This window comes from Fibrobacterota bacterium (genome assembly GCA_019509785.1).
In the GTDB taxonomy this organism is placed as follows: Bacteria; Fibrobacterota; Fibrobacteria; order UBA11236; family UBA11236; genus Chersky-265.
In genome coordinates, this window is record JAEKLQ010000059.1 from 1 (window position 1) to 16,013 (window position 16,013).

Genomic DNA, 16,013 nt, shown 5'->3' on the forward strand with positions numbered 1-16,013 from the left:
TGTGCCCGATCAGCCAACCCTGGTAGGCCGACATCTTGAAGAAGTAATTCTTCTCGCGGATCTTCTCGACCGGGCGGCCGCTGATGGGATCCTTCCCGTCCACCAGTTCCTTTTCGGTGAAGAAGCGTTCCTCGCTGGTGGAATACCAGCCTTCGTATTCCTGCTCGTAGATGAGGCCCTTGTCCCAAAGCTTGCGGAAAACCCCTTGCACGAAGGCGATATGGGCGGGATCGGTGGTGCGGATGAACTTGTCGTAGCCGATGTTGAGCTGCTTCCAGGCGTCCCGGAAGCGTTCCGAATACTTGTCCGCATGCGCCTGCGGGGATTCTCCCGCCTTCTCCGCGGCTTGCTGCACTTTTTGCCCATGCTCATCGGTGCCCGTCAGGAAAAAGGTGGGTTCCCCCGCGAGCTTGTGGAAGCGGGTGAGCACATCGGCCAGGATGGTGGTGTAGGCGTGCCCGATATGGGGCTGATCGTTGACGTAATAGATGGGCGTGGTGACGTAGAAGCGATCTGGGCTCATAGGAGCAAAGCTAGGAAATCGCTAAGGCAGGGCGTCGCCCCGCGGCGCCAGCCCAGCCACCTTGCCGATCACCAGCAGGGTGGGGGAGTCGAAACCCAGGCGTGACGTCTCTTCCCGGATACCCTCCAGGGTGGAAACGCAAACGCGTTGATCCGGGAGGGTCGCGTTCTGGATGGCAGCCGCCGGAGTCCCGGGTTCCCATCCTTGCGCGAGGAATGCGGGTACGATTTCGGCCAGCCGATGCAGGCCCATCACCAGCACGATGGTATCGGCCTTTGGGATTTCGGTATTGGTGGCGGAATACGCCATGCCGGACATGACCGCGAATGAGCGCGCCACTCCCCGATGGGTCAAGGGGATGCCGGCCCAGGCAGGTCCCGCCGTGGTGGAGCTGACGCCGGGGATCACCCGCCAGGGAATACCCTTGGCCTGCAATGCCAGCACCTCTTCCCAGCCTCGGCCGTATACGAATGGGTCGCCCCCCTTGAGACGCACCACGCGTTTCCCCGCGAGGGCATGTTCCACGAGGCGGACTTCGATCTCATCTTGCCGGGTGGATTCGAAATGCCCGCGCTTACCCGCCGCGATCAGGCGGCAGTCGGACGGGGCGAGGTGAAGGACTTCTTCCGGGATCAAGCGATCATGAATGATGACTTCGGCCCGGCGCAGGATGTCCGCAGCCAACAAAGTCAAAAGGCCCGGATGGCCGGGTCCCGCGCCCACCAGGTCGACCCCGGGCAGGACGTTAACCGTGCCGGAAGGATGTCGCCCGGCGTCCGGCGCTCCTGCCTCTCGATCCCTCTCTACCTGCCCGTCCATCCCCGCCGAATCCGGATCCCCGCTCGACTTCACGGCTTGATCCAGCATGGTTTCGGCCTGCGCCCGGTCGCCGGCCTTCAGGGCTTCCAGAAGGGCCCGGTAGGGAAGGTTCTCCAGTATCGATGCGGCTCCCGGTATGCCCCGGGCGCGTAATCGGGAACGGAAACCGGAAAGCAAGGCGGCGGCATCGGCCACTTCCGGCCCCAGGGCCTGGGAGAGAACTCGTTTCAAGTGCCGGGTAAGGCCGGGAGCGGCCCCTCCGGTCCCTACGGTAACCGTCACGTTACCCTGCCGGAGGACCCCCGGGACGTGGAAGCTCCCCGCTTGCGCCGCATCCGCCACGTTGCAGAGGATATTCGCCTTGCGGCAGATCGCGGCGATCTCCCGGTTCACCGAGGTATCGTCGCTGCAGGCGAAGACGAGGTATTTGCCGCCTTCGTCGCCGGGACGGAACGGGCGGTGCTCCATGCGGAGGGCCGAAGCCAGGCGCTCCACAGCGGGCGAGATTTCCGGGGCCACTATGGTGACGTCCGCGCCGCAACGCAATAGCTCGGCCAGCTTGCGCGCGGCCACGGAACCTGCCCCGACCACGAGGACGGGTTTCCCATGCAGATCCACCGCGAGGGGATAAAGTATGCGCGAGGATTGCGGGATCGGCTCCGAATGCTCATCCGAAGGCCCATCCGAAGGTTCATCCGAAGGCGTAAGCGAGGATATATCCGAAGACATATCCGGAAAGGTAGCAAGTCAGGAGGCGGCTTTCCGGCCTTCCCGTCGTAACCGTCCGCGCAGGTATTCCCTCCCGACGACCCAGAGGATTTTCTTTCCCGCCCGCCAGCTGCCTAACACCGTTCCCGAAATCTTCGACTTTCCGATCCGCTTGCGGTAAGAAACCGGGACCTCTTCGATGCGCAGTCCCAGGGCGGCCGCCTTCACTTGCATCTCGATGGTCCAACCGAAATCGCGGTCCTCCATTCCCAGCTTTCGCAAGGCGTCCATGCGGATGGCCCGGAAGGGGCCTAGATCGGTATAGGCCACGCCCCAACCCAAGCGCACCAGGCGCGTCGTCAGCCAATTCCCGAAGCGCGCCACCGGCAATAGGGCTCCCGGTTCGCTTTGGCCGAGCGTCCGCGATCCGATCGCCAAATCCGCCCGGCCCGACCGGAGGGGCTCCAACAGGCGATCCATTTCCCGCGGATCGTCGCTGAAGTCCCCGTCCAGGAAAACCGCAACCTCGGTATCCACGGGCAAGGCGGCGATCCCGCCCAGGCATGCCGCCCCGTACCCGCGGCGGCCCTCGGCCACCACCGTAGCGCCCGCGTTACGTGCGACGGCGGCGGTCCCGTCGGTGCTGCCGTTGTCCACCACGATCACCTGGGCCGCAACGGCGGGAATGGCGGCTAGCACCTTGGCGATGGCCAGCTCTTCATTCAGGGCCGGGATGATCACTACTACTTTCATTCCGTCTTCTCCCGTCCGCGGCACCAAGCGAGCCAGGCTCCCAGCATCAGGGGCGGCAGATACTCCGGGAGGCGAAGCCAAACCCGCTCGGACCAGGCGCCCGTGGCCGCCATGCGCGCGTACACCTCGTAACTGATCAGGCTGGTCGCGGTGAGGAGCAGCCAAGGCCGATTCAGCCGCAAGGTCGCGAAGGGAAGGATCCAGATGAGATACCAGGGGTGGAGGGTGGGGGAGAAAAGCAGTACGGTTCCCAGGCAGGCCAGGGCCTGGGATTCCGGCGGATCCCGGCGCGTCCTCCATAGGCAGGCGCCCAAGACCGCGCAGAAGAGGGCCGCGAGCAGGGCGTTGCGCGCCATCGCCGGCAGGAATGGGAAACCGTAATCCATCAGTCCGGGAACGGCGCCGTTGAAACGGAAGCGCGTGGCGAACCGTCGCAGCACGTCTAACGCGCCCACCCGCCACAAGAGCATGCCGACCGCCGCGCACGCAGCGAGTGCCCATGCCGCCCCCCTTCGCCAGCCGTCGCGCAGGACCAGCAAGGGCGCCAACGCCAGCGAGGAGATCTTCGCCAAGCCTCCCATCCCCAGCCAAGCGGGCGCCCAACCGGATCCCAAGGCCCACAGAAAAGCCACGTTCAACCCGGCGGACAACGCGTCGAAGTGCCCTCTCCCCGCGCTTTCGAAGATCAAGAGCGGATTCAGGAAATAGGCGGCAAGCACATGGGATGCGTACTGGTATGCGGGTCCGGTCCCGCGTAAGCTCTCGTTCCCGCCCAGGCTTTCGCCCTTATCCCGGCGCCCCCGCAACAGGCCCGACAATGCGAAGAAGGTCGCGACATCGCAGGCTAGGAAACCCGCCTTGAAGACGAGTATCTTCGGCCCCAGGCGCGCCAAGAGACGGAACAGGGCTTGGGCCAATGGGGGATAGAGCGTTGGCAGGTGCGGATGGTTGATGCGGGCCCAGTCGGCATCGCGCAGGAAGGCCAGGTAAGGATGATCCGGGGCCAACAGGTAAGGGCTGAAACCGTTGAGGCTTACCTTGCCTTCCCAAATGAATCGATAGATATCGTCAGAAGGCGGTAGAGGGAGCAGGATCAGCCGCGCGGCCATGCCGATGGCGAGTATGGGGCCTATCCCGATCGGCGCCCGGTTTTCCGCCCATGCGAACCCGTATACGAGGAAGGCCGCGCCCAGGCAGGCCCAATAAATCGGAAGGGCCCCTTCCAAGGGGCCCAAGCGCGAGAGAACGAGGAATGGCAGGAGGAAAAGGACGGCCGCCGCAAAGCTCCGGCGGTCCATGGGGACGTCTTTAGGCTTCTTGCAGGGCCGGGACGGTCGCGAACTTGACCAGGTAGAACTTGCGCAGGTAATGGGTCAAGGACATGGTGCCTACGACCAGGAAGCCGACGGCGTACAGGCCCAGGAAAGGCCCGACCAGGTACTTCTCGGCAGAGGTGTACTGGTAAAAACCCGTGAAGCAATACGCGGCGAGGGACAATTCCACCACCGAGGCATAGGGGAACTTCGACTTGTAAACGTGCACCTGCTTATCCCCCGCCTTAGGAGTGCGAATGAAAGCTCCCTTGCGGCCGGACAGGGCCGAAAGGACAGCGCGCGTATTATTGAGGGCCACGCCCACGCCCAAGGCCATCAAGGTGGGCAAGGAAAGGATTCGGCTCTTCCAATTCTTCCGGGAGACGCGCTGAGCCACCAAATACAGGATGGACGGGGCCAGGGAGGAGATGAGGATCAAGACGCACAGTCCCGAGAAGGCCACGGTGCCGACCTTGAAGGGGAACCAGAACAGCAACGGCAGCGCCAGGATGGCGGTCAAAAGCATCAGGGGATGGATGGCGTAGTGCGTCGTATGCAGAACGCTTTGCAGCTTGACGCGCCAGGAAACATTGGCGCGGAGCACTTGCGGCAACAGCTTCACCGCGGTCTGGATGGAGCCCTTGGCCCAACGGAATTGCTGTGACTTGAAGGCGTTGATGTCGGAAGGGAGCTCGGCGGGCACGACCACGTCGTAGAGGAATTTCATGCGCCAGCCATGCAATTGCGCGCGATAGGAGAGATCCATGTCCTCGGTGAGGGTATCGCCCTGCCATCCGCCCGAGGTCTCGATGGCGCTCTTGCGCCAGATCCCGGCGGTGCCGTTGAAGTTCATGAACAGCCGTCCCCAGGAGCGCGCCGATTGCTCGATCACGAAATGCCCGTCGATGCCGATGCTTTGCGCCAAGGTGAGGGAGGACTCTTGGGAGTTGAGATGGCCCCAGCGGGCTTGCACCAGGCCGATTTCCTCATCCATGACCAGGAAGGGCACGCAACGCATGAGGTAATCGGTGGGCGGGACGAAATCGGCATCGAAGATGGCGATGAAATCGCCGCTGCATACCTGCATGCCCTCGTTCAACGCGCCGGCCTTGTAGTCATGGCGGTTGGTGCGGTGGATAAGCTTGATATCGTGGCCCTGTGCGCGCATTTCGGCCACCATGCGGGCCGAAATCTCTTCCGACCCGTCGGTCGAATCATCCAGGACCTGGATTTCATGCTTGTCCTTGGGGTACTCCATGGCGCATACCGCCCGAATCAGGCGTTCCACGACATTGGCCTCGTTGTAAACCGGCAATTGGGTGGTGACCTTCGGCATGCGGTCCATGCCGCTTTCGGCATAATAGCGACGAAGCTTGCGCTTATCGTGGACCACTTCCTTCCGCTTATTCTTCAGGAATAGCGCCAACAGCCAGTAACAATTGATGCCATAGGTGAATAGCCCCACGGAGGCTATGGCATACAGGCCAAACATGGCGTAGATGATCGGTGAGGGCATCTTATCCTATTCCCAGATGTTTGAGTGGTTCCAGGTGTCTTACCCGCTCGAAGTCTGCCAGGGTATCGACATCGGAAAAAGCGTTAAGCGAAATGTAACTTAAAGAATGGATTTTTAGAATATTTAAGGTTTGCTCCAGAACTTGCCCCGTGCTCCAAGGGATGCTTTGGAAAAGCGCCGGGCGTTCTTCTTTCAAGCCGAGCAAATAGTAACCTCCGTCTTCCGTCGGTCCAAGGACGGCATCGCAATCATTGAGCGCGGTAAAAGAGGAAACTATGGATTCTTTCGAAATTTGCGGGCAGTCACAACCGATGACTACGGATTTACGCGCGCCGCGGTCGAAGCTGGCGGCGAAAGCGGCGCTCAATCGGGTTCCCAAATCTCCTTGCGCTTGCGGTAGATAGGCATCCATTCCCGGCGCCCAGTCGGCGCCGTCTTGCGCATGGGACGGCGGATCGGCCATGAGGATCTTGCGGCAGGGCAAGGCGCGGGCGACCGTGAGCGTGTGGTGGAGCAGCGCCTGGTAGACACGCAATGCGTTCGCGGTTCCCATGCCGCGCGCCAATCGCGTTTTGCAATTCCCGGCCTGGGGATACTTGGCGAAGACGAGGAGTTCGTCGGAGCTGGTTTCCGCAATCACGCGGGGAAAATTAAGAAAAGCGGAGCCGGGGTAAAATGGAAATGAGGAGGAAGGCAGCGATCCGGGTCAAGGGACCCGGATCGGCGAGGGGTATCTAGTGAACGGTGCCGCGGGGCTTTTTGGTGGGGAAAGGGACCAGGTGGGGCTGGCTCAAGGCGTATTCCTCGAACTGCGCCTCGTAATCGGACCACTTGCCGAACTCGGGGCGCTGTTGGTAATCAGGCTTACGGCCCGTGGCCAGCATCTTCTGGAAGTGGCGGCGCTTGTATTCGGTGCGATGCAGCTCGCAATACATGGGATAGATATTATGGTCGGGATATAAAGTGAAGGAGTATTCTCGGCCGCAATCGGGCAGGGAGCAGCACAAGGTCTTCTGCATCGGCTGGATGGCATCGGGCTCGATCACCAGGTTGGTGTCTTCGGGCTTGGGCGCCTCTTTCGGCACGAAACGTTCCGCGCGGCTTTTGCGGGTACGATGATCCACGCAATAGAGGCTCGTGGGCGAACCCTCGAACTTCTTGTTGCAGGCGGGGTGCTTGCAGGTGCGGATTTCCTTGCGGACCCGGCTGCCGGTGTTCATCCCCTGGCCGAATGACCGTGCTTCGATTACATGCGCTGTCTTTTCCATGGTGCGGTGCTCTCCCTAAGACCATTATCGGAGGCGGGACCGCATTCCTTGAGTGATGAAGTGGAAGTTGAAGCGGTCAAATCACTCTGGCTTGCAAAAAAACCCAATGGGTTTTTGGAGCCTTGCCCGGCTCGCGGGAGAGGCGGCGGATGTAAGCGGGAGGGCCCGTTCCGCCACCGTATCCAGTAACCAAAATTCCTATATTGGGCCAATGGCCACCGAGTCCTCCGCCGCCGGCGCACGCGATGAGTTCGATGCGACGGAGCACGTCGCCCGGCTCAAGCCCGGAGTGGTGCTCCTCGCGCGGGACATGTCCGATCCCAATTTCAATTCCACCGTCGTGCTCGTCTGCCAGCATGGCGCGGAAGGGTCGTACGGCCTGGTGCTCAATCGGCCCTCGCATATGCCTCTCTCCGAGGTGTTCGATAAGCCTCCCGTCTGGGCCGGCGATGCCTCCCGCAAGCAGCGCATCTACATAGGCGGGCCGGTGCAGCCCGAGGAATTGCAGATCCTGCAAGTCACCACCGAACCCGTTCCCGGCTCGTACCAGGTGGCGCCCGAAGTTTTTCTGGGCGGATATTGGGGCGATCTCAAGGACATCATCGAGCTCGATCCCCGGACCATCCGGTTGTTCCTCGGGTACTCGGGTTGGGGCGCGGACCAACTCGCCCGCGAGGTGCAGGCGGAAGCCTGGGAAGTGTGGAGCGTGGACGTGAAGCGGTTGCTGCTGGGGCCCGAGGACGCCTGGGCCGGCGGCATCGGGCAGATCAAATCCTTCCTGTCGACCCTGCGATAGCTTCTTCCTAATCCTGCCACTTAGGCCGAATCGTGCCACTTGGGCAAATCGGCCTTGATTCGGCAACCGCCCGCCGGCAAAAAAAGGTGACTAATCCGGAATTCTTCTTATTTTTCCGATCGAATGGCTGCCTCATCCGGTCACCCCTCTAAGTTGAAACGCAGGTAAGGTTTTTCCGAGCGGGTTTGCCCGCGACCTCTCCTGCAAAGGGGAGGGGAGGGTAGTCATTGTGTCGTACGCAAGTTTTTAAGCAGGAATACAATATGAAGGCTCCAGGAATTCCCCAGAATGAAGGCTTGTACGATAGCGCGTACGAGCATGATGCCTGCGGCGTGGGATTCGTCGTCCATATCAAGGGAAAGAAGTCCCACGACATCGTGGCCAAGGGCATCCAGCTCCTGGTCAACCTCGAGCATCGCGGCGCCGCCGGCGCCGAACGCAATTCCGGCGACGGCGCGGGAATCATCACCCAGATGCCACATGCCTTCTTCCTCAAGAAATGCACCGAGCTGGGCATCGCCTTGCCGCAGCCGGGCGAGTACGGCGTGGGCCAACTGTTCCTGCCCAAGCCCGAAGATCAACGCAAGGAGATCGTCAAGCTCTTCACCCGTTGCGTGGAAGAGAGCGGCCAGATCGTCCTGGGCTGGCGCAGCGTGGAGACCAACAATTCCGAACTGGGCGAGTCGGTCAAGCGCACCGAGCCCGCCCATTGGCAGGTCTTCATCAAGCGCGGCAAGAACGCCAAGGATCCGGAAGCCTTCGAGCGCAAGCTGTACGTCATCCGCAAGTACGCCGAACGCGTGATCCGCGATTCCAAGCTGCCGGGCAGCGAAACCTTTTACTGCGGCTCGCTCTCGTACAAGACCATCGTTTACAAAGGCCTGTTCCTCTCGCCCCAGGTGATGACCTATTTCCCCGATCTATCGGATGAGAGCTTCGAATCGGCCCTGGCCCTGGTGCACAGCCGCTTTTCGACCAACACTTTTCCGACCTGGCCTTTGGCCCATCCGTTCCGCTACATCGCCCACAACGGCGAAATCAACACCCTGCGCGGCAACGAGAACTGGATGAAGTCGCGCGAGACCTTGCTCAAGAGCAAGCTGTTCACGCCGGACGAGATCAAGAAACTGCTCCCCATCATCGATGAGAAGGGTTCGGATTCGGCCAAGCTCGACAACGTGGTGGAACTCCTGGTCCTGTCGGGCCGGTCCTTGCCCCATGTCATGATGATGCTCATTCCCGAAGCCTGGGAAAAGGATCCGGAGATGAGCCCGGAGAAGAAGGCCTTCTACGAATACCATGGCACCTTGATGGAACCGTGGGACGGCCCCGCTTCGGTGGCCTTCACCGACGGCCAGATGATTGGCGCCACCCTGGATCGCAACGGCCTGCGGCCTTCGCGCTACCAGTTGACCGAGGACGACATCCTGGTGATGGCCTCGGAAGCGGGCGTGATCGAATTCCCGGCCGACAAGATCAAGCTGAAGGGCCGCCTCCAACCCGGCAAGATGTTCGTGGTTTCCCTCGAGGAAGGCCGCATCATCCCCGACGACGAAATCAAGATGAAGGTCGCGACACGCAAGCCTTACGCCAAGTGGCTGGCCAAGAACAAGATCGAAATCGTGAACCTCAAGCCGCCCCGCGAAATCCGCCAACCGGATCCCGAGACGGTCATGAAGCGCCAGAAGACCTTCGGCTATACGCTGGAAGATCTGCGCATCCTGATGGCCCCCATGGTGAACAGCGGGGAAGAGGCGCTGGGATCGATGGGCAACGACGCGCCCTTGGCCGTGCTCTCGGACAAGTCGCGCAACCTGTTCGATTATTTCCATCAGCTCTTCGCCCAGGTGACCAACCCGCCGATCGACAAGGATCGCGAGGAGATGGTCATGTCCCTGACCTCCTTCGTGGGTAAGGAAGACAACCTGCTGGACGAGACGGACAAGCATTGCCGCGTCATCGAATTGCCCCAGCCGGTCCTGACCAACGACGATCTGGAACGCCTGCGCTGGGTGGACAAGAACCATTTCCAGGCCCGCACCATCCCCATCGTCTTCAAGGCTTCCTCCGGGGAAGACCGTTTGGCCAAGGCCCTGGAACGGATCCGCCGCCAGGCCTCCGAAGCCATCGCCGAAGGCTATAACGTCATCGTGCTTTCGGACAAGCCCATCGATTCGGACCATGCGGCCATCCCGTCGCTGCTGGCCGTCGCGGCCGTGCATCATCATCTGATCCGCGAGGGCACGCGCTCGCAATGCGGCATCATCATCGAGACCGGGGAAGCCCGCGAGGTCCATCATTTCGCCCTCTTGCTGGGCTACGGCGCCAGCGCCATCAATCCTTACCTGGCCTTCGAGACCATCGAGGACATGCGCCGCCGCAAGATGCTGAAGGACGGCCTGACTTCGGAGAAGGCCCAGCAGCTCCTGATCAAATCGGTCAACAAGGGTCTGCTCAAGGTCATCTCCAAGATGGGCATCTCCACCATCCAGTCGTATATCGGCGCGCAGATCTTCGAAGCCGTCGGCCTTTCGAACGACGTGGTGGACGAATACTTCACCGGCACGGTTTCGCGCCTGGGAGGCATCGATCTGGCCACCTTGGAAGAGGAAACCTTGCTCCGCCATCGTTTCGCCTATCCGGAAATCCCGGAAGAGGAAACGGCCGAACTCGAAGTGGGCGGCCAGTACCAATGGCGCCAGCGCGGCGAGCGCCACCTCTTCAATCCGGATACCATCCACAAGCTGCAGCACAGCGCGCGGACCAACGATTACAAGCTCTACAAGGAGTTCACCAAGCTGGTGGACGACCAGACCCGCAATCTCTACACCATCCGCGGCCTGCTGGAGTTCAAGGACATACAGCCCATTCCGCTCGAATACGTCGAGTCGGTGGAGTCCATCCTGAAGCGATTCGCCTCCGGCGCCATGTCGTACGGGTCGATTTCCTGGGAAGCGCATACCACCATGGCCATCGCCATGAACCGCATCGGCGGGAAGAGCAATACGGGCGAAGGCGGCGAGGACGCTTCCCGTTTCCAACCGCTCCCCAATGGGGACAGCATGCGTTCGGCCATCAAGCAAGTGGCTTCGGGCCGCTTCGGGGTGACCAGCAATTACCTGGTCAACGCCGACGAGTTGCAGATCAAGATGGCGCAGGGAGCGAAGCCCGGCGAGGGCGGGCAATTGCCCGGCTGGAAGGTGGACAAGTTCATCGCCAAGACCCGGCATTCGACTCCCGGCGTGGGCCTCATCTCGCCTCCGCCACATCACGATATCTATTCCATCGAGGATCTCGCCCAGCTGATCTACGATCTGAAGAACAGCAACGATAAGGCCCGTATCAGCGTGAAGCTGGTGGCCGAAGTCGGCGTGGGCACGGTGGCCGCGGGCGTGGCCAAGGCCCATTCCGATGTCATCCTTATCTCCGGCCATGACGGCGGTACGGGCGCTTCGCCCCTCACGTCGATCAAGCATGCGGGCCTGCCCTGGGAACTCGGCCTGTCCGAAGCGCATCAGGTATTGATCAAGAACGGCCTGCGCGGCCGCGTGGTCTTGCAGACCGACGGCCAATTGCGCACCGGACGCGATATCGCCGTGGCCGCCTTATTGGGCGCGGAGGAATGGGGCGTGGCGACCGCGGGCCTGGTGGTGCTGGGCTGCATCATGATGCGCAAGTGCCATCTTAATACCTGTCCCGTGGGCGTAGCCACCCAGGACCCGGACCTGCGCAAGCTGTTCAACGGCGAGGCGGATCACGTGGTGAACTATTACCGCATGCTGGCCCAGGATCTGCGCGAGCATATGGCCATGCTGGGCTTCCGCACCGTCAACGAGATGGTGGGCCGCGTGGACAAGCTGGCGCCTAAGCGTGACGTCAAGCATTGGAAGGCCAAACAACTCGATCTGAATAAGTTGCTCTTCAACATGGCCGATACCCATAAAGGCATGGGGACCTTCTGCTGCGAGCGGCAGGATCATGGTTTGGAAAAGGCTCTCGACTGGAAGCTGATGGAAGCCGCCAAGGACGCGCTCGAGCATGGCAAGCCGGTCCGGAAAGAGGACTTCACCATCCGTAACGTCAACCGCACGGTGGGGACCATACTCTCCTCCAACATTTCGCGCCGGTACGGCGAGGATGGCCTGCTGGAAGACACCATCTGGTTCAAGTTCAAGGGTTCGGCGGGGCAGTCCTTCGGCGCTTTCGGGGCCAAGGGCCTGACCTTCGTACTGGAAGGCGAAGCCAACGATTATTTCGGCAAGGGATTATCGGGCGCCAAGCTCATCTTGTACCCGCCCCTGGAAAGCAAGTTCATCGCCCGCGAGAACGTCATCATCGGCAACGTGAGCTTCTACGGGGCCACCGGCGGCGAGGCCTACGTGCGCGGCATGGCGGGCGAGCGTTTTTGCGTGCGTAACTCCGGCGCCAAGGTGGTGGTGGAAAGCTGCGGCGACCACGGTTGCGAATACATGACCGGCGGGCGCGCGGTGGTGCTGGGCGAAATCGGCCGCAACTTCGCGGCCGGCATGAGCGGGGGCATCGCCTATATCTGGGATCCCCAGGGCAAGATGGCCGCTCGCGTCAATAAGGAAATGGTGGATTTGGAAGAGGTGACCCAGGCCGAAGAGGCCATCGCCCTGAAGGAAATGATCGAAAAGCATCTGGAATACACGCGAAGCGGATCGGCCAAGGAAATCCTGGCGGACTGGAAGCACAATGCCGCCAAGTTCCTGAAGGTGATGCCGCGCGATTTCAAACGGGCCATGGCCGATCTGGCCGTGGAGAAGGCGGCCGGGCATGCGGCCCCGACCGAAGGCGTGGGGGCCCCCGGGGCCTCGGGCGCCGTCGCCGAGGATTTGGTTTCGCCGATCGTGACTCCGAAAGCGAAGGTATAAGGGAAATGGGAAAGATTACCGGATTCAAGGAATACGAACGCAAGACCCCGAAGTACCTGGCGGTCGACGATCGCACCAAGAACTACCAGGAGTTCGTGGTGCCCCTTTCGAAAGAGGAAGTGGAGCAACAGGGCGCCCGCTGTATGGATTGCGGCGTGCCGTTCTGCCATACCGGATGCCCCCTGGGCAACATCATCCCGGACTTCAATGATCAGGTCTACAACGCCAAGTGGGAACCCGCGTTGCGGACCTTGCTTTCCACCAACAATTTCCCCGAGTTCACCGGCCGGATTTGCCCGGCCCCTTGCGAGTCGGCCTGCGTGCTGGGCATCAACAAGCCCCCGGTGAGCATCAAGAACATCGAAGTCTCCATCATCGATTACGCCTTCTCCCAAGGCTGGATCGTCCCGGAACCGCCGGCCGTCCGCACCGAGAAGAAGGTGGCGGTGATCGGTTCGGGCCCCGCGGGCCTGGCCGCCGCCGATCAATTGAACAAGGCCGGGCATTGGGTGACCGTATACGAGCGCGCCGATCGCATCGGGGGTCTGCTCCGCTACGGCATCCCGGACTTCAAGTTGGGTAAGAACCACGTGCAGCGCCGTGTGGACCTGATGGAGAAGGAAGGGGTCAAGTTCGTGACCAAGACCGAAGTGGGAGTGAACCTGCCCCTGGCCGAGCTGAAGCAGAACTTCGACGCCATCGTGCTGGCGATAGGTTCTACCGCGCCGCGCGACTTGCCGATTACGGGCCGCGACGCCAAGGGCGTCTATCCCGCCATGCACTTCCTGACCCAGAACAATAAGCGCGTCGCCGGCGATAAGATCCCGAAAGAGATCGAACTGCTGGCCACCGGCAAGAACGTGGTCGTCATCGGCGGCGGCGATACCGGTTCGGATTGCGTGGGCACTTCCATCCGGCATGGGGCCGCTTCCGTGACCCAGATCGAGCTTTTGCCCAAGCCCCCGCCCGGCCGCACCCTGGATACGGCCTGGCCCAACCACCCTGGCCCCCGCATGCTGTCGACTTCCTCTTCGCAGGCCGAAGGATGCCAGCGCGATTGGGCCGTGCAGTCCAAGGAATTCGTGAAGGATGCCGACGGCAATCTCAAGGCCATCAAGGCCGTGCGTCTCGATTGGTCGTCGGGCAAGCCGGTGGAGATCCCGGGTTCGGAATTCGAGATGAAGGCCGAACTGGTTCTCCTCGCCATGGGCTTCCTTTTCCCGGAGACGAAAAACTTCGTGGATCAACTCGGAGTGGAGAAGGATGAGCGCGGCAACGTGAAAGCCAACGCCAAGTACGCGACCAACGTGGAAGGGGTGTACGCCGCCGGCGACGCCCGCCGCGGCCAGTCCCTGGTGGTGTGGGCCATTTCCGAGGGCCGCGAATGCGCCCGCCACGTGGACGAGTTCCTGAGCGGACAGTCTTCCATGCTGGCGTCCAAGAATCGTTCGCTTACCGAAGTAAGCGCCTGATACCGGCCGGCGGCCGGCCCCATGGGGCCGGGCCGCCGGTCAATCTTCCCCAATTTTTCCGATTCATCCCAACCTTCCCCAAGGTCCCCGCGCTTTGCGCTGGCCGCCCCCCTCTGCCACCCCCAGAATGGTTAAACCATGTCCTTGGATGGCGTGACACCCTCCCTCGATCCGACGGGGGAAATCAGCACCTTTTGTCCGGTCCGACTCCATCTGGCCGATCGGCGCTTCGACGGCCTCTTGGATACCCTGGATGCCAAGGGGGGATCGTTCTACGTGCTCACGGATGGGGATATCCCACGGCCGGGCACCCGCCAGCGCGAGGATCTGGAAATGCAAAGACGCGCGGAACTCGTATTCGGCCCGCCCGAAAGCGAATTGCGCATACCGTGCAAGGTGCGCAGCATGCGCATCGATGAAGACGGCCTTTTCATGTACGTGGGCCTGGATTTCCAGTTCGGCGCGGAAATGGATCGCCGCCGTCTGGATGGGTTCATCGCCTCACTTTGGTGAGCCTCTCGGCCGGCGCCGCTTCCCGCCATCCATAGCGGCGCGTTTCCATTCGACCCGAACTATATTCCCTTCCAGGGAAGTCTCCCGTAGCGAGGGAATATGAAAAGCGCCATAAGCGTTTGCGCGTTCTGTCTCGGCTGCATTGGCTTCACGGCCGCCGCCGATGCCTTGCCTTCCTCCACCCATGTCGAGAAAGCGGATTCCTGGTCCGCCCTGTTCAAGCGCGGCGAGGGCTGGACCGGCGCCGACGGCATCTTTTCCATTCCCCTATCGGGCTACGAGGGACCCGGCCATGCGTCGGGAGGGAAAACCTTGTTCGTATTCAGCGACACCTTCATCGGCCATGTGGATTCTTCCACCGGGGCACGCAAGAACGCCGTCCTGATCAACAATTCCCTGGCCGTGCTGGATGGCGACCAGCCGGACCCCGCGCGGATCCGGTTCCTATGGGGCAGCACCGATAAGGCCGCGCCGACCGCGGCATTCGTCCCCGATCTGCCCTCGACCGCGGGGAGACAGGCCTGGTATTGGCTGCAAGACGGTTTCGCCCGTAATGGTTATGTGTACGACCTGCCCATCATCATGGCCCGGGATACGACCGGCGCGCCGGGCTTCCAATTCAAGGTTACCGGCGTCGCCCTGCTGAAGATCCCTCTGGATTCCAACGGCGATCCGGACATGGCGCATGCGGTCCAGCGGGAAACGCCCTTGTTCCACGGCGGCGCCAAGCCGTTCTATTTCGGCTGCGGCATCTTCGTGAATACCCGCTCCGCCGGGGCCCCCGATCCGGACGATTCGGTGTACGTGTACGGTCGCGACGGCCTGTACGTGGCGCGCGTCCAGGCGGATGAGTTCGAGGATTTCGGCAAGTGGCGCTACTGGGACGGCCAGGGTTGGAACGAGGACATCGCCAAGTCCGCGTCCCTAGGCTTGGGCGGCCCGGAACTCAGCGTCATCGCCATCGATGCGGGAGCCTTGCGGGGCAAATACCTGCTGACCACCATGGGACTCGAGAACAAGCTTTTCGTGCGCATCGGGGATAGCCCGGCGGGCCCCTTCGGGGATCGCCACGATGTCTACGTCGCGCCGGAATGGAGTCCCTCCGATTCCATCGTAACTTACAATGCCAAGGCCCATCCCAGCCTTTCCCGGGACGGAAACTGGTTGGTGACCTACAACGTGAATACCACCAGTTGGGCGCGCGATCTGGCCGATGCGGACATCTATCGTCCCCGCTTCCTATGGATGCGTTTCGATCCGGCCGATGCCCTTCTCGGGACTCCCGAAGCGCGCGCCAGAAGTCGCGCAGGGGCGGAATGGAATGGAAGCGGATCGATCGGATTCGGGCGGGCTTCCGGCGCGGTCCGCGGGACCGATGGCCGGCTATGGCCCCCGGCGCAAGGGCTGCCGGCCGGGCGCTAGCGCCGACTCCCGGGC

At 61.9% G+C, this 16,013-nt stretch carries 12 protein-coding genes; 5 read left to right on the top strand and 7 right to left on the bottom strand.

Annotated elements, in window-relative coordinates; genetic code table 11:
* The 7 genes from JF616_17545 to JF616_17575 all read right to left on the bottom strand — a co-directional run.
* On the bottom strand, positions 1 to 523 hold a 523-nt coding region (locus tag JF616_17545), incomplete at its 3' end, for a class I tRNA ligase family protein (protein ID MBW8889563.1).
* Between the two features lie 21 nt (positions 524 to 544).
* Positions 545 to 2,071, bottom strand: coding sequence for a uroporphyrinogen-III C-methyltransferase (gene cobA, locus JF616_17550; protein MBW8889564.1), 1,527 nt, complete (start codon positions 2,069 to 2,071; stop codon positions 545 to 547).
* A gap of 18 nt (positions 2,072 to 2,089) precedes the next feature.
* Positions 2,090 to 2,803 carry a glycosyltransferase gene (locus JF616_17555; GenBank protein MBW8889565.1) on the bottom strand — a complete coding sequence of 238 codons (714 nt, stop codon included), beginning with the start codon at positions 2,801 to 2,803 and terminating at the stop codon, positions 2,090 to 2,092.
* Positions 2,800 to 4,101: a hypothetical protein gene (locus tag JF616_17560; protein MBW8889566.1), complete on the bottom strand. Its 1,302-nt coding sequence runs from the start codon at positions 4,099 to 4,101 to the stop codon at positions 2,800 to 2,802. Before JF616_17560 ends, JF616_17555 begins: the two co-directional genes overlap by 4 nt.
* Positions 4,102 to 4,111: 10 nt before the next feature.
* Positions 4,112 to 5,632 carry a glycosyltransferase family 2 protein gene (locus tag JF616_17565; GenBank protein ID MBW8889567.1) on the bottom strand — a complete coding sequence of 507 codons (1,521 nt, stop codon included), beginning with the start codon at positions 5,630 to 5,632 and terminating at the stop codon, positions 4,112 to 4,114.
* Between the two features lies 1 nt (position 5,633).
* On the bottom strand, positions 5,634 to 6,272 hold the full coding sequence (locus JF616_17570; protein ID MBW8889568.1) for a TIGR04282 family arsenosugar biosynthesis glycosyltransferase: 639 nt from the start codon (positions 6,270 to 6,272) through the stop codon (positions 5,634 to 5,636).
* Positions 6,273 to 6,366: 94 nt separating this feature from the next.
* Complete coding sequence (locus JF616_17575; GenBank protein ID MBW8889569.1) at positions 6,367 to 6,900, bottom strand: hypothetical protein; 534 nt, start codon at positions 6,898 to 6,900, stop codon at positions 6,367 to 6,369.
* A gap of 211 nt (positions 6,901 to 7,111) precedes the next feature.
* On the opposite strand from JF616_17575, the gene JF616_17580 reads away from it, so the two are divergent.
* The 5 genes from JF616_17580 (at position 7,112) to JF616_17600 (ending at position 15,998) form a co-directional block, all read left to right on the top strand.
* Positions 7,112 to 7,696 (top strand): YqgE/AlgH family protein, encoded by a 585-nt coding sequence (locus tag JF616_17580; GenBank protein ID MBW8889570.1) that lies wholly within the window; start codon positions 7,112 to 7,114, stop codon positions 7,694 to 7,696.
* A gap of 263 nt (positions 7,697 to 7,959) precedes the next feature.
* Positions 7,960 to 12,591 carry a glutamate synthase large subunit gene (gene gltB, locus JF616_17585; GenBank protein MBW8889571.1) on the top strand — a complete coding sequence of 1,544 codons (4,632 nt, stop codon included), beginning with the start codon at positions 7,960 to 7,962 and terminating at the stop codon, positions 12,589 to 12,591.
* Positions 12,592 to 12,596: 5 nt separating this feature from the next.
* Complete coding sequence (locus JF616_17590; protein MBW8889572.1) at positions 12,597 to 14,063, top strand: glutamate synthase subunit beta; 1,467 nt, start codon at positions 12,597 to 12,599, stop codon at positions 14,061 to 14,063.
* 138 nt (positions 14,064 to 14,201) lie between these two features.
* Positions 14,202 to 14,576 (top strand): hypothetical protein, encoded by a 375-nt coding sequence (locus tag JF616_17595; GenBank protein MBW8889573.1) that lies wholly within the window; start codon positions 14,202 to 14,204, stop codon positions 14,574 to 14,576.
* Between the two features lie 99 nt (positions 14,577 to 14,675).
* Complete coding sequence (locus JF616_17600; GenBank protein ID MBW8889574.1) at positions 14,676 to 15,998, top strand: hypothetical protein; 1,323 nt, start codon at positions 14,676 to 14,678, stop codon at positions 15,996 to 15,998.
* Positions 15,999 to 16,013: the final 15 nt, after the last annotated feature.